At 63.1% G+C, this 13060-nt stretch carries 14 protein-coding genes; 8 read left to right on the top strand and 6 right to left on the bottom strand.

The window, feature by feature from the left end; translation table 11 throughout:
- Positions 1-124: 124 nt before the first annotated feature.
- The 4 genes from DY201_RS13525 to DY201_RS13510 all read left to right on the top strand — a co-directional run bounded on the left by DY201_RS13525 (position 125) and on the right by DY201_RS13510 (position 3543).
- Positions 125-2233, top strand: coding sequence for an ASKHA domain-containing protein (locus DY201_RS13525; protein ID WP_115731645.1), 2109 nt, complete (start codon positions 125-127; stop codon positions 2231-2233).
- Positions 2234-2564: 331 nt separating this feature from the next.
- On the top strand, positions 2565-2747 hold the full coding sequence (locus tag DY201_RS13520) for a hypothetical protein (protein WP_115731644.1): 183 nt from the start codon (positions 2565-2567) through the stop codon (positions 2745-2747).
- 149 nt (positions 2748-2896) lie between these two features.
- Positions 2897-3199: a hypothetical protein gene (locus DY201_RS13515; RefSeq protein ID WP_131922296.1), complete on the top strand. Its 303-nt coding sequence runs from the start codon at positions 2897-2899 to the stop codon at positions 3197-3199.
- A 161-nt stretch (positions 3200-3360) separates the two neighbouring features.
- A complete protein-coding gene (locus tag DY201_RS13510) occupies positions 3361-3543 on the top strand; it encodes a hypothetical protein (RefSeq protein ID WP_115731642.1) in 183 nt (60 codons plus the stop codon).
- Positions 3544-3588: 45 nt separating this feature from the next.
- Here DY201_RS13510 and DY201_RS13505 read toward each other — a convergent pair whose 3' ends face one another.
- Positions 3589-4488, bottom strand: a complete 900-nt coding sequence (locus DY201_RS13505; protein WP_067960915.1) for a LysR substrate-binding domain-containing protein — start codon at positions 4486-4488, stop codon at positions 3589-3591.
- A gap of 227 nt (positions 4489-4715) precedes the next feature.
- Here DY201_RS13505 and DY201_RS13500 point away from each other — a divergent pair, with 227 nt between their 5' ends.
- The 3 genes from DY201_RS13500 (at position 4716) to DY201_RS13495 (ending at position 6694) form a co-directional block, all read left to right on the top strand.
- Positions 4716-4895 (top strand): hypothetical protein, encoded by a 180-nt coding sequence (locus tag DY201_RS13500; protein ID WP_115731641.1) that lies wholly within the window; start codon positions 4716-4718, stop codon positions 4893-4895.
- 327 nt (positions 4896-5222) lie between these two features.
- Positions 5223-5363 carry a hypothetical protein gene (locus DY201_RS29040; protein ID WP_165915881.1) on the top strand — a complete coding sequence of 47 codons (141 nt, stop codon included), beginning with the start codon at positions 5223-5225 and terminating at the stop codon, positions 5361-5363.
- 392 nt (positions 5364-5755) lie between these two features.
- On the top strand, positions 5756-6694 hold the full coding sequence (locus DY201_RS13495) for a GlxA family transcriptional regulator (protein WP_353622437.1): 939 nt from the start codon (positions 5756-5758) through the stop codon (positions 6692-6694).
- 4 nt (positions 6695-6698) lie between these two features.
- Here the strand turns inward: DY201_RS13495 and DY201_RS13490 are convergent, their stop codons facing one another.
- The 3 genes from DY201_RS13490 to DY201_RS13480 form a co-directional block, all read right to left on the bottom strand.
- Entirely contained in the window at positions 6699-7079 is a 381-nt protein-coding gene (locus DY201_RS13490; protein WP_115731640.1) for a peptidase inhibitor family I36 protein, read from the bottom strand.
- A gap of 98 nt (positions 7080-7177) precedes the next feature.
- Positions 7178-8020 carry a DUF1194 domain-containing protein gene (locus DY201_RS13485; protein WP_115731639.1) on the bottom strand — a complete coding sequence of 281 codons (843 nt, stop codon included), beginning with the start codon at positions 8018-8020 and terminating at the stop codon, positions 7178-7180.
- 97 nt (positions 8021-8117) lie between these two features.
- Positions 8118-8534: a DUF6463 family protein gene (locus tag DY201_RS13480; protein ID WP_131922298.1), complete on the bottom strand. Its 417-nt coding sequence runs from the start codon at positions 8532-8534 to the stop codon at positions 8118-8120.
- 134 nt (positions 8535-8668) lie between these two features.
- Between DY201_RS13480 and DY201_RS13475 the strand changes: the two genes are divergently transcribed.
- Complete coding sequence (locus DY201_RS13475) at positions 8669-9253, top strand: TetR/AcrR family transcriptional regulator (protein WP_245431990.1); 585 nt, start codon at positions 8669-8671, stop codon at positions 9251-9253.
- An 85-nt stretch (positions 9254-9338) separates the two neighbouring features.
- Here the strand turns inward: DY201_RS13475 and DY201_RS13470 are convergent, their stop codons facing one another.
- Together DY201_RS13470 and DY201_RS13465 are read right to left on the bottom strand one after the other, a co-directional pair.
- Complete coding sequence (locus DY201_RS13470; protein WP_165915882.1) at positions 9339-9977, bottom strand: site-2 protease family protein; 639 nt, start codon at positions 9975-9977, stop codon at positions 9339-9341.
- Between the two features lie 278 nt (positions 9978-10255).
- Positions 10256-12817: a GcvT family protein gene (locus DY201_RS13465; RefSeq protein WP_115731635.1), complete on the bottom strand. Its 2562-nt coding sequence runs from the start codon at positions 12815-12817 to the stop codon at positions 10256-10258.
- Positions 12818-13060: the final 243 nt, after the last annotated feature.

The following is a 13060-nucleotide window of genomic DNA, read 5'->3' as shown; positions in this document are numbered from 1 at the left end:
CGTCGGACGGGGAAGCGGAGCCGTCGCATGATTTTCCTTCCCCCCGCACGCGGGGGGAAGTTGCCCGCAGGCAGATGAGGGGCAACCCGATCGCCATAAGGTCGGTGCATTCCGGAGCATTGAAATGAACTCTCCCGCCAACATCACCGATCCGCTTGTCCTGTTCATGCCTTCGGGCAAGCGTGGCCGGTTTCCGGTGGGAACGCCCGTGCTCGACGCGGCGCGTACTCTTGGCGTCTATGTCGAAAGCGTGTGCGGCGGACGCGCCACCTGCGGCCGCTGCCAGGTCGAGGTGCAGGAAGGCAATTTCGCCAAGCACAAGATCATCTCGTCGAACGACCACATCTCGCCCAAGGGCCCGAAGGAAGAGCGCTATGAGCGCGTTCGCGGCCTGCCTGAGGGCCGGCGCCTGTCATGTTCGGCGACGATCCAGGGCGACCTCGTCATCGACGTGCCACAGGACACCGTCATCAACGCGCAGGTCGTGCGCAAGGCGGCCACCGATCGTGTCATCGAGCGCAATGCCGCCGTCCAGCTCTGCTATGTCGAGCTGGAAGAGCCCGACATGCACAAGCCGCTCGGCGACCTCGACCGCCTCAAGGTAGCGCTTGAAAAGGACTGGGGCTGGAAAGACCTGCTGGTCGCCCCTCACCTTATCGCCCAGGTCCAGAAGATCCTTCGCACCAAGCTGCCCGACCAGCCGGAAGTCACACCCGGCAAATGGGGCGTGACCGCGGTTGTCCACCGCGACATGGATTCCTCGCGCCCCTTCATAATCGGCCTGTTCCCCGGCTTGAAGAACGAGGCCTATGGCATCGCCTGCGACATCGGCTCGACGACCATCGCCATGCATCTGGTGTCGCTTTTGTCCGGCCGCATCGCCGCTTCGTCAGGCACATCCAATCCGCAGATCCGCTTCGGCGAAGATCTGATGAGCCGTGTCTCCTATGTGATGATGAACCCCGACGGTCGCGAAGCCATGACCAAGGCCGTGCGCGAGGCCGTCAACGGGCTCATCGGCAAGGTCTGCGAGGAAGGCCAGGCCAATCGTGACGACATCTTCGACTGCGTCTTCGTCGCCAATCCGATCATGCATCACCTGTTCCTCGGCATCGACCCGACGGAACTCGGCCAGGCGCCGTTCGCGCTCGCCGTTTCAGGCGCGCTGCAATTCTGGGCGCATGAGATCGACATCGAGGTCAATCGCGGCGCCCGTCTCTACACCTTGCCCTGTATCGCCGGGCACGTCGGCGCGGATGCCGCCGGTGCGACCCTGTCCGAGGGACCGTACCGCCAGGACAAGATGATGCTGCTGGTCGATGTCGGCACCAATGCCGAGATCATCCTCGGCAACCGGAACCGGGTCGTCGCCGCGTCCTCGCCTACCGGCCCGGCCTTCGAAGGCGCCGAAATCTCCTCTGGCCAACGTGCAGCTCCTGGCGCCATCGAGCGCGTGCGCATCGACCCTGAGACGCTGGAGCCGAAATACCGCGTCATCGGCACCGACAAATGGTCGGACGAGGAAGGCTTCGACGAGGCATCCTGGACCACCGGCGTCACCGGCATCTGCGGCTCGGCGATCATCGAGGTGGTGGCGGAGATGTATCTGTCTGGCATCATCTCCGAAGATGGCGTCATCGACGGATCGATGGCCGAGAAAAGCCCGCGCATCATCCCGAACGGCCGCACTTTCTCCTATCTGCTGCGCGAAGGCCGCCAGGGCGAGCCACGCATCACCGTTACCCAGAACGACGTTCGCGCCATCCAGCTCGCCAAGGCCGCTCTTTATGCCGGCGTGAAGCTGCTGATGGAAAAGCAGGGCGTCGAGACCGTCGACACCATCCGCTTCGCCGGCGCCTTCGGCTCCTTCATCGATCCGAAATACGCAATGGTGCTCGGCCTGATCCCCGATTGCGACCTCGACGAGGTCAAGGCTGTCGGCAATGCCGCCGGCACCGGCGCGCTGATGGCGCTGCTCAACCGCAATCACCGCCGCGAAATCGAGACGGAAGTCGGCCAGATCGAAAAGATCGAGACCGCGCTCGAGCCGCACTTCCAGCAGCTGTTCATCGACGCCATGGCGCTGCCCAACAAGGTCGATCCGTTCCCCAAGCTGCAGGCCGCGGTCAAGCTGCCGCCGCGCAAGGCGGCAAGCGCGGAAGGCGAACCTTCCGACGGCGCGCCACGCCGCCGGTCGCGCGAGGAACGCGCCGCGCGTCGCTCTCGCGACTGAACCGCAAGGACATCTGCCCAACCGGCGCTTCGACGAGGTTTTCCGCGCCTCGCCGGAGCGTTGTTGTGTTATGATGCACGTATCGGGTGTGTTTCAGTCAGGCAACAATTCGACCTAAAGTTGCCGCCCATACGAAATCGATACGAAACAATCCCGAACTAGTTTCCGCTCGTCAGCCGCCAGCGAGCTTCGCCTCTCGGGCGGCAAACTGCATGGCCTCGAAGATCGAATTCGGTTTTTGGCATGGATCAGGCAGCGATTCACACGAACCACAGCGTTCATTGCACGCCCCTGAGGCGCGCGGCGCAGCGGGATTTGCAGGAGACAACTAATGTCGATGATGAGCACCATCGGCCGCTTCGGTGCGGCCATCCAGAGCGCGCGCCGCGCCGCCCGCTCCGAACGCATGCTGAACAGGCTGCCGCCGGAGATCCAGAAGGACATTGGCTGGCCCACCCCGGAACATGGCCGGCGCCACGCGACACTGGCGCTCTACATGTCGCCGGATCGCTGAGACGAGTGTTTCAGCATCGCGCGCAATCTGAAACAGGAAAGCGCTCAAGCGATATCAACCTGAAACACAAACGAGCATAAACTTTGCCCGGCCGACGGCGCATCCAGTCTCGCGTGGTGCCGCCGGCCCGTTACTCCCAGGAGACGACCATGTCCATCATTGGAGAGTTTCATCAGTACGGCTCGGTGTTGCGCCATGCGTGCCGCGATAGCCGCATCGAGAACATGATGAACGGCTTGCCGCGCGAATTGCAGGTCGAGCTCGGCTGGATCGACGGGCTGACCCACCATGGGTCGGGCGCCGCGGGTCAACTCCACAAATATGGTCGCGTGGCGATGCTGATCGACGCGTTGCCCATGGACATTCAGATCGAACTCGGCTGGCCCGTCGGCCCCTTGGCGCCGGCGACAAATGTCATCGCGTTCGCCCGGCCGAAAGCGCGCTGCGCATGACCTTCGCCGAAAAGGTCGGCCTGCTCGCCTTTCGCCAGCGCACCGCCGGCCGGCCTGCCGCGGCCGACCGGCGCCTGCGCATGGCATTGAAGCCGCGCCGCCGCGCGATCTGACAGCCAGCATTTCGGAAATTGGAATTCACGAATTGAAAGGAGGGCCAGATGCCCCTTTTCGACGATCTCGGCCGCATTGGCGCCCGCTACAAGCAGGCGCGAAGCGCCCGCCGGACCGCCCGCATCATGAATGCGCTGCCACCGGAGATCCAGCGCGACCTCGCCTGGAACCCGCCATCGTCGCTGATGGCGCGCATCTACCGTTCGATGACCGCTGCGGTCAGGCGTTGAAACCTTCACCGCAGGTACGCGCCAGAACTTGACCGCAGCTGCGCTCTAGAACTTGCCGGTCAGGTTGAAGGTCTCGAAGGCCGCGCGGATGTGGTCGGCCGCGGCCTTGACCGGCGCGCTTGCCTCGGGTGCCACGATCATCGCGAGGCTGTAGTTGCCTATCTCCGGCATGCCGTCCTTGACGCCCAGTTCGACAAGTTCGTCGCCGATGAACGACCGCGGCAACGGTGCCACCGCCAGGTCGGAGAGAATGGCGGCCCGCTGGCCGGCCGTGTGTGCGCTCATATAGGCGACGCGGTAGTTGCGGCCATCTCGGCCGAGCGCTTCGAGCGCCCCTGCCCGCCAGGCGCAGCCCTCTTCCCAGATCGACACGGGCAGCGGCTCGCGCAGATGGGCGCAGCCGCCCCTGGCGCCAGCCCAGACGATCGGCTCGGTCAACAGCGTTTCAGCGCCTGCTGCATTGGCCCTGCAGGCATTGGTCAGCAGCGTGATGTCAAGCGCCCGATCGTCCATGCGGCGCCTGAGATTGCTGCTCTGGTCGATGATCACGTCGACGGCGATCGAAGGATGCGTCTGGGCAAAACGCTTGAGCACATGCGGCAGCACGCGTTCGCCGAAATCGTCGGGCGACCCCAGGCGAACAACGCCGACGATGTCGGGGATGATGAACTTCGACACCGCTTCGCGGTTGATCGCCAGCATGCGCCGCGCGTAACCGAGCAGCATCTCCCCGTCGGTGGTCAGAGTGACCGAGCGCGCGTCGCGGAAGAAGACCGAGCGCCCGAGAATGTCCTCGAGCTTCTTTATCTGCATCGAAACGGCCGAGGGTGTGCGGAACACCGCATTGGCCGCCGTCGTGAAGCTGCCTGTTTCTGCAATCGCAACGAAGGTGCGCAGCACGTCGAGGTCAAGCAGCGGCAGCGGATGATTGAGTGGTGCATTCATGGCCAATGCCCTTCAATATTTCTGATCGAACACATCATTTCATTTCGTTTGATTGAACCTCATCCCTGAGCGATAGTCAACACCATCGAAGCAGCGGCCATGGCCAAGCCTCGACAGAGCCCGGAACGGAAGCGCCATGGTGCGCGAGACGGTTGAAGCAAGCGGTGCCCACCGGGCGAGCACCTCAAGCCGGCCTTGAACCGGCCCAGCAGGAAGGAGAGACCGCAATGTCCATTTTCTCGTCGATCGGGCGCATCGCCAGCGAACTCAACGCCGCCCGTACACGCTTTAACACCGCCCGCTCGATCCGCTCGTTGCCGATCGAATTGCAGAAGGACATCGGCTGGCCGGAAGCCTTCGATTCCAACACCGGCTACCGTCGCGGCCACAGCGGTGAAGCGATTTGAGCAGTGTCGAGGCGAAGTCGCGAGCCTGTCGCCTAGTGCAGACAGGTTATGCGACCTCGCCTCAGCCATGCGAGCGCCGCACGCCTGGGATGAACGGCTTGCATGGCGCCGCCGAAAGCCCTCAAGAAACTGAAATCATTTGATTTTTCACCACAGCCGACGTCGCATCCATAGGAATGTCGCATGTCGTGTCGCTTTTGAGGTGTGCCACTTCGCATTTGCAGCATAATCCGCATCGGCCAAGGCCTATATGCGCGTCATCAAACGAGCTGCCCCACTCCAAAACGCGAAGGCACCCCGTGTAACCACTGTGCATGGAGACGTGTCATGAAGATTTTTGCCCGCCTGTTCGGTTTCCGCCGCGACACCTCGCTGTCGACCGCAATCGAGCGCCAGCGCCTTTCCAGGACGATGCCCGGCCAGACCGGCGCGATCGCCGCAAACCGCCTTGGCATGCTCGTCGGCTGAGTTTCATTCGATCCTTTCCTCCCGGATCGAACCCCGATCCTCCCGGGTCGAACCATTGGAGCGGCGCAAGCCGCTCTTTTCTTTTGCATCTTTTGCAGCTGCCGTCATTCGACTGCGCTGCGGACCACGACACCGCTGCTGTCTGGCCTGGCCTCGCCGTTTCAAACGCGTCATTTGCTCGCCCAATAGAGCCAGCGGCGTTTTGCCCATGTCGCAAACTTTAATTTTAGCGACAGCTTCAAACCCATTGACAGCAAGGGAATTTGCTGTTGACGCTATGCTATTCGCGACATCAAAGTCGCGTCGTTCCCGGCCAGCGCGAGGGTTCCTTGAACGCCATCAGACATCCGATCAAACGATCGCTTGTGTTCTTCCTTGTCCCCGACTTCACCATGGTCGCCTTTGCGACCGCCCTCGACCCGTTGCGCATCGCAAACCGCATGCTCGGCTACGAGGCTTACAAATGGCGCCTGGCCAGCATCGACGGCAAGGCCGTGCCCGCCTCGAACGGCGTCGAATGCGCCGTCAACACCTCGCTCGATGAAGAACGCAAGAAAATGGCCGGGCCGGAACGCCCTTCGATGGTCATCGTCTGCACCGGCATCAACGTCGAGACCTACACCAACAAGTCGGTCTTTGCCTGGCTGCGCGAGGAGTACAATCGCGGCGTCGCCGTCGGCGGCCTGTGCACCGGCGCCTATGTGCTGGCCAATGCCGGCCTGCTGTCCAACAAGCGCTGCGCCATCCATTGGGAAAATCTGCCGGGCTTCGCCGAGGCTTTCCCCAAGGCCAACGTCTATGCCGACCTGTTCGAGGTCGATCAGAACATCTACACCTGCGCCGGCGGCACGGCTGCCCTCGACATGATGCTCAAGCTGATCGGCGACGATTTCGACGACAACCTCGTCAACCGCATCTGCGAACAGGTGCTCACCGACCGCGTCCGCAGTCCGACCGACCGTCAGCGCCTGCCGCTCAGGGCACGGCTCGGCGTGCAGAACTCGAAGGTTCTGACCATCATCGAGCTGATGGAGGCCAATCTGTCGGAGCCGCTGTCGCTGATTGAGATCGCCGACCATGTCGGCCTGTCCAGGCGCCAGATCGAACGCCTGTTCCGCACCGAGATGGGCCGGTCCCCTGCCCGCTATTATCTTGAGATCAGGCTCGACCGCGCCCGGCACCTGCTGATCCAGTCCTCGATGCCTGTCGTCGAGGTTGCCGTCGCCTGCGGCTTCGTCTCGGCCTCGCACTTCTCAAAATGCTACCGCGAGCTTTATGCCCGTTCGCCGCAGCAGGAGCGTATCGACCGCAAGCAGTTGATCGCGGCCTGACCGGCTACTGTCGCCGGTACGGGTCGGAACCGTCGTCGCCGTCGTCCTGATAGCCGTCGCAGATGCACTCTGCCGACGATATCTGGTCGTTCCAGCCGCCGAGGGAGCGGGCATTGCGGTCGAACTCTTCCGACGCGCCCTGCATGCCGCTGTGCTGGTAGACCACAAGGGTGCAGCCGGGCGCCACCCGCACCGACGAAACGCGGTCGTTCCAGAACCGGCCGGCGCGGAAGCTGATCGACTGGTCGGCTCGCATCGGCAGGACGCGGCCGCCATAGCCGTTATGCTCGTACATCTCGCAGGCGACGTCGTCGTCATATTGGGCGTTGGCGCTGCCGGCCACCAGGGCCGATGCGACGGTGGCAAGGAGTGCTAGGCGTTTCATGATTCTCGTTGTCCTCGTGGCCAGAAGACGCAGAGAAAACAGCCGCGTGGCCAAACTTTGGCATTTCGCGCGACGACATCGCGGTTTGAAGGTGTTGCCTAGCGGCTGTCCCACAGCCAGGAGCGGTCGCGCCAGAGCTTTTCGCCGATCAGGCAGTCGTATTTTGGCTCCGACTGGGCAAGCATCACAGGCGGGTGCGCCGCTTCCTCCGCCGCCCAGTGGCGCGAAGACGGTCCGGCCAGTTCCATGACCAGCTTTCGCCGGATCGCCTCCGGAAACTGCGACCACTCATTCACCGGGATCATGAAGGCGCCCGGCCCGCCGATGACGCAGTCGGCATAATAGCGGTCTAGATCCTCGACATCATAGGCATTGCCAAAGCCGCCATTGGTCATTAGCGGCAGGCCGTTGATGGTGATGCCTTGCGCCACCGCAGCATCGCGGATGAGATCCACCGGCGGCCCCTGGTTGTTCGGTCCGTCGCCCGAGATGTCGATCACCCGCTTCAGGCCGCGATAGCCGCTTTCGGCGAAAAGATCGGTGCCGAACTCGAGCGCGCTGGAGATCGAGGTCCGGCGCGCGCTGTTGGGCGGCTTGGCCGACAATTGCCGCACCACACGTTCGGCATCGGCGCGATTGGCAATGACCGTCCAGGGCACGACGACGATCTGCGACGTCGAACCGGCCCACTCGACATAAGTCACCGCGATCTTGCCATAGGCTCCCTCGGCGATCGCCTCCAGCACCCGCTCATGGGTCAGCGCTGCCGCATAGCCGTGGCGCTGTATCTCGAGTTCATCAGGCGACATGGAGAGCGACACGTCGACGGCCAGCACCAGTTCGACATCGACCTGTTCGGCTGCATCGGCGTGCAGGCCGAGACCCAGCATCAGCGCCAAAGCAGCACCGCCTGCGAGAAGAGCTTTGGCCACGGCAGACATAAGCAAAGGGTAAGCGAGTTTCGGTCCGTTCAAAAGAAACACCCGGCGAGAAAGCCGGGCTTTTCAATCACATTGTCGGGAAGCGCACCGCAAATGGTTACCCCACCGAGGAATTGCCGTACGTCCTCGACCGAGCTTGCAGGCCGATCGTAAGGAAGACTGAAACGACGAAGACGATGGTCAAGCCGCTGGGCGGCATGATCGCCGTCATGACGGCGGTCCAGACGACAAGGCCCCAACCGACGAAAACGGGGATCGGCAGGCCGCGGCGATCGAGCCAGAAGATGAGGGCGCCGAGAATGACCAGCGGGATGGCCAGCGACCCGATGGATTGCCAGAACACACCGCCGGAAAGTGCCAGGTCGAGCGGCTGGGCCCTGAGCGGCGCCCAGTGATCCCAGGTCCAGAGATTGAGCGACAACCAGTTCGGCAGTTCCGCGGGGATTTCGGCCCCGAGCACGAGCATATGAATGATGCCGAGCGAAATCAGCGCAATGGCGCTCCATTTGACCATGACGTCCACCTCCTTCGATTGACCGCGGCCGCGCCGCAAGGCATGACCATACGCAACCGTATGTAGCGCGAGCGCCCAAAAATGACCATACGGATGCGTATGGTTTGGCGCGATGCCGCAAGAAGGGAGAGATGATGGCTGGGACTGGTCCGCAGACAAAAGGCGAGACAAGGGACCTGACGCGCGAAGACTGGCTGATCGCCGCCGTAGCTGCCCTGGCGGATGGCGGCGTTGAGGCAGTCAGGGTCGAGCGCCTCGCCAAGTCGCTCGGCGTCAGCAAGGGCTCGTTCTACTGGCACTTCAAGGACCGTCCGCAATTGCTAGCAGCGATCCTCGACCTTTGGGATGTCGACTTCACACAGCAGCTCATAGACAATGCGGCCGGATTGGCGACGCCGCAATTGCGCCTGCGCCATCTCGCCCGGGATGCCTTGGCAAGAACCGTCTACGGCATCGATTCAGCACGCGCAGAAGCCGCGATCCAGTCGTGGGCTGCGACCGACCTCCAGGTTGCGGAGCGTCTGCGAGCCGTCGACACCGCCCGCCTCGCCTATCTCGAAAGGGAACTCGCTGCCGCCGGCCAGCAACCAGACAAGGCCCGCGCCAGGGCGAAGGTGCTTTATCTGGCCTTGCTCGGGCTTTACGCGGCGCGCGGCTACAATCCGGAGCTCGCTGACGATGGCGCCTATCTCGCGCTGGTTGAATTGGCCCTGCAGTAGGCCAAGCCGCGCCTCAGCTGTGGGGGTGCGGCTATCATTGCAACTTGCTGGCATCGGCGTCGGGCATGCGGGATGCAGGCCAACGTCACCGTCGGATTGGCCGTCCGCCTTTGCCGCGCCACTCCAACGTCGCGGCTTCTTCCGGCGCTGGCTTCCTCGGCCTGGCCTTCCGGATGCCTCGCGCCGCCCGCCAGTTTGGACCGAAGGGCGGAGGCATCCAGATCAGGAAGCCTTTCGATGCCATCCACAGCATGGCAACTATGCGCAGTGTCGACAGGGTAAGGCCGAAAATCCCGACGATCCGCATCGCGGCTTGCGGGCTCAGCCTTGCCTGCAACAGCTCCCTGGCTATGAATCCCCCGTCGAGAGGCAGGGCCGGCAGCAGATTGAGACATGCGAGCGCAAGATTGAGGAGCGCGCCCAGCGCAAAGGTCCACGCCAGCAGGCGCAAAGGTTCGAGCGGTGGCGGGACAAGGCTGAGACCTGGCCCTGCGGAGGCAGCCAATAGATGATAGCCGGCCAGAAACAACAGCCCCAGGGCCAAGTTCACCATCGGCCCGGCAGCATAGATCCATGCCCATGGCGCGCGAATCTGGCCGAATGGTCTGAACAAGATAAACCCACCGAACAGATAGAATTCGATGCGCTCGGCGGCGATCTTGCTGCGGCGCGCGGCCCAGAGATGGCCGAGTTCGTGAAGCAGCACCGCCGAAAACAGCAGCACCGCGACAATGACGGTAAACACCAGCGCATGCTGCGGCCCGCACGAACCATTCATGCAGGAACGGCAGCATCACAGGAATGGCAAAGGTGGCGTGGACACGGACGGGAACGCCGGCCACGCGGAGCGTCAGCGCATCAACGCGCCTTTTTGATCGAACGGTCGCCAGAAGCCCCTCCCCGGTCGGCTGGTTTGGCCGAGGGTATCAGAGCAGCGCCAGGCAGGGGTAGAGCCGTGTCGAGCGGTCGACAGGATGTTCCGACCGTGCAACATCTGCCATGTCAGCTGCGCGGCTTGAGGTTCTCCGGATCATAGAGCGGCTTGTAGCCGATTCCGACAACCTCGACAGGATAGGTCTCGGCGAAATACTCGACATTCAGCTTGCGGCCTTCCTGGCAATAGGCGTGCGGCAGATAGGCCAGCGCGATATTCTTGCCGATGGTCGGGCCGAAGGCGATCGAGGTCGTGTAGGACCGGCGACCGAGCTCGTCGACAAGCACTTCGCCCGTCTGCGGGTCCATGACCGGCAGCGTGCCGACCGGGTAACGCTTGACGCCATTCCTGTCGGTGTTGTCAGTCATGACCAGCGTGCACAGCATAGCCGGCTGGTGCTCACGCGCTTTGTATTCAAGATGTTTGGCCTTGCCGCGGAAATCGACATCCTTGACCTTCGGGCGGGCAAGATCGGCCTCGATGAGATTGTACTGGGTGAGCAGGTCGGCGTTCTGCAGGCGCAGGCTCTTTTCCATGCGGCGCGAATTGGCATAGGTCTCGACGCCGAAGGCCATGACGCCGGTCGAGCGCAGCGCGTCCCAGACGGCGAGGCCATCCTCGTATTTCATGTGCAATTCCCAGCCCTGCTCGCCGACATAGGAGATGCGGAAGGCGGTGACCGGCTTGCCCGCGATCTCGATCTGCTTGATCGCGGCGAAGGCGAAGTTTTCCTGGTCGAGACCATCAGGGTTCGCCACCACCTTCTTCAGCGTCTCGCGGGCGTTCGGACCCCAGATGCCGATGGTGATGAATTTTTCCGAGGTGTCGGTGATGGTGACGTCGAGGCCACGATCCTCGGCGACACGCTTCATGTAGTGGAAGTCGCGAGGGCCGGCGTCGGCACCGTTCACCAGCCGGCAGCGGTCGGCCATGCGGAAGACGGTGAAGTCGGCGCGCACCATACCCTCGTCGTCGAGGAAGTGGGTGTAGACGCCCTTGCCGATGTTGCCCTCGCCGCCGATCTTGGCAGCGCAGAGCCATTCCAAGAGCTCGACATGGTCTGGGCCTTCTATATCGACCATGTGGAAGTGGCTGAGGTTGACGATGCCGCAATCCTCGCTCATTGCCAGATGCTCGGCGTTGGAGACGCGCCAGAAGTGCCTGGAGTCCCACTCGTTCTCGCGCACCGGCACGCGGTTGCCGTACTTCTCCAGCAGGTGCTCATTGGCCTTGTAGCCATGCGCACGCTCCCAGCCGCCAAGTTCCATGAAGTAGCCGCCGAGCTCTACTTCACGTTCGTAGAAGGGCGAGCGCTTGATGTTGCGGCCGGTGGCATAGGGCTCGCGGGTATGAACGGCCGGGAAATAGATCTTCTGGGCCGCCTCGAAGGTGCGGCCTTCGATAAACTTCTCTTCCAGCTGGTGCGGGTAGAAGCGGGCATAGTCGATTGAGTTGTGGTCGATCTCGGTGCGGCCGTCGGTCATCCAGTCGGCGATCAGCTTGCCGTAGCCGGGGCCGTCCTTGACCCAGATGGCGACACAGTACCAGAGGCCGCGCACCTTCTGGCTTTCGCCGCAGGAGGCGCCGCCGGCAGCGGAAACCTGCAGCAGGCCGTTGAAGGAGTGGCTCTCGTTGTAGCCGATCTCGCCAAGGATCGGCGTCAGCTGCATGGCGCGCTCAAGCGGCTCCATGATCTGTTCCATGTCGAGATCGCGCTGCGACGGCGACAGGCGCGCCTCATGTTTTTCCAGGAGCTCGCGCGGATGGCAGAGGCGCGGATTGGTCTGCTCGTAGTAGCCCCACTCGATCTGGCCGCCCTCGGTAGTCCTGGGGTCGCCGGTGTCACGCATATAGGCTGAGTTGCCCTGGTCGCGCAGCAGCGGGAAGCCGATTTCCTTGCCGGTGCCCTCGAACTCGTTATACGGGCCGAAGAAGGTCAGCGGGTGGTCGACCGGCATGACCGGCAGGTCCTCGCCGACCATTTCGGCGATCAGGCGGCCCCAGATGCCGGCGCAGACGACGACGTGGTCGGCCATGATGGTGCCGCGATGGGTGACGACGCCCTTGATGCGGCCGCCCTCGACGATAAGCGACGTCGCCGGGGTGTTGCCGAAAACCTGGAGCTTGCCGGACTTCTCGGCGGCATCGACAAGCTTGCCTGCGACCGTCTGCGAGCGCGGGATGACCAGGCCCGCATCGGGATCGAACATGCCGCCCATCACCTGATCTTCCTCGATCAGCGGGAACATCGCCTTGATCTCGGAGGGCGAAACATAATGCGCGCGGGTGCCGAACGCCTTGGCCGAGGAAAGCTTGCGCTTGATCTCCTCCATCCAGCTGTCGTCACCGGCGCGCGCCACCTCGAGGCCGCCGATGCGGGCGTAGTGGCCCATCTTCTCGTAGAAATCGATCGAGTACTGCGTGGTCCAGACCGAGAGATAGTCGTGGCTGGTGGTGTAGCAGAAGTCAGAGGCATGCGCCGTCGAGCCGATGTCGGTCGGCACGCCCGACTTGTCGATGCCGACGATGTCGGTCCAGCCGCGCTCGATCAGGTGATGGGCAATCGATGCGCCCACGATGCCGCCCAACCCAACGATGACGACCTTTGCCGTTTTCGGAAACTCAGCCATTACCCACGACTCCGAGATGATATTGCGCGCAGACTATAGAGCGCCGCCGAGCGATTGCAGCCTGTTTGCGACATTGCCACAAGGCCGCGCGACCTCGGCAAAATTGCCGGCATCGATCCGCCGCGCCGCCCGGTTCTGCTCTTGCCGCCGACGCGCCTTCGTCACCCCGGCCCACAGTCCGCGGCCACGGCGCAAGCATGGCGAAATCGGCCCGCTTAACGCTTTTGTCGCCATTTACCTGTA

Source organism: Aminobacter aminovorans (genome assembly GCF_900445235.1).
Lineage (GTDB): Bacteria > Pseudomonadota > Alphaproteobacteria > Rhizobiales > Rhizobiaceae > Aminobacter > Aminobacter aminovorans.
Note: the sequence above shows the minus strand (reverse complement) of the source record. Positions and strands in the feature narration are given on the sequence as shown.

Coding starts and splice junctions, on each gene's coding strand:
- DY201_RS13525 (WP_115731645.1), top strand. CDS start 125: ATGAACTCTCCCGCCAACATCACCGATCCGCTTGTCCTGTTCATGCCT.
- DY201_RS13520 (WP_115731644.1), top strand. CDS start 2,565: ATGTCGATGATGAGCACCATCGGCCGCTTCGGTGCGGCCATCCAGAGC.
- DY201_RS13515 (WP_131922296.1), top strand. CDS start 2,897: ATGTCCATCATTGGAGAGTTTCATCAGTACGGCTCGGTGTTGCGCCAT.
- DY201_RS13510 (WP_115731642.1), top strand. CDS start 3,361: ATGCCCCTTTTCGACGATCTCGGCCGCATTGGCGCCCGCTACAAGCAG.
- DY201_RS13505 (WP_067960915.1), bottom strand. CDS start 4,488: ATGAATGCACCACTCAATCATCCGCTGCCGCTGCTTGACCTCGACGTG.
- DY201_RS13500 (WP_115731641.1), top strand. CDS start 4,716: ATGTCCATTTTCTCGTCGATCGGGCGCATCGCCAGCGAACTCAACGCC.
- DY201_RS29040 (WP_165915881.1), top strand. CDS start 5,223: ATGAAGATTTTTGCCCGCCTGTTCGGTTTCCGCCGCGACACCTCGCTG.
- DY201_RS13495 (WP_353622437.1), top strand. CDS start 5,756: ATGGTCGCCTTTGCGACCGCCCTCGACCCGTTGCGCATCGCAAACCGC.
- DY201_RS13490 (WP_115731640.1), bottom strand. CDS start 7,079: ATGAAACGCCTAGCACTCCTTGCCACCGTCGCATCGGCCCTGGTGGCC.
- DY201_RS13485 (WP_115731639.1), bottom strand. CDS start 8,020: ATGTCTGCCGTGGCCAAAGCTCTTCTCGCAGGCGGTGCTGCTTTGGCG.
- DY201_RS13480 (WP_131922298.1), bottom strand. CDS start 8,534: ATGGTCAAATGGAGCGCCATTGCGCTGATTTCGCTCGGCATCATTCAT.
- DY201_RS13475 (WP_245431990.1), top strand. CDS start 8,669: ATGGCTGGGACTGGTCCGCAGACAAAAGGCGAGACAAGGGACCTGACG.
- DY201_RS13465 (WP_115731635.1), bottom strand. CDS start 12,817: ATGGCTGAGTTTCCGAAAACGGCAAAGGTCGTCATCGTTGGGTTGGGC.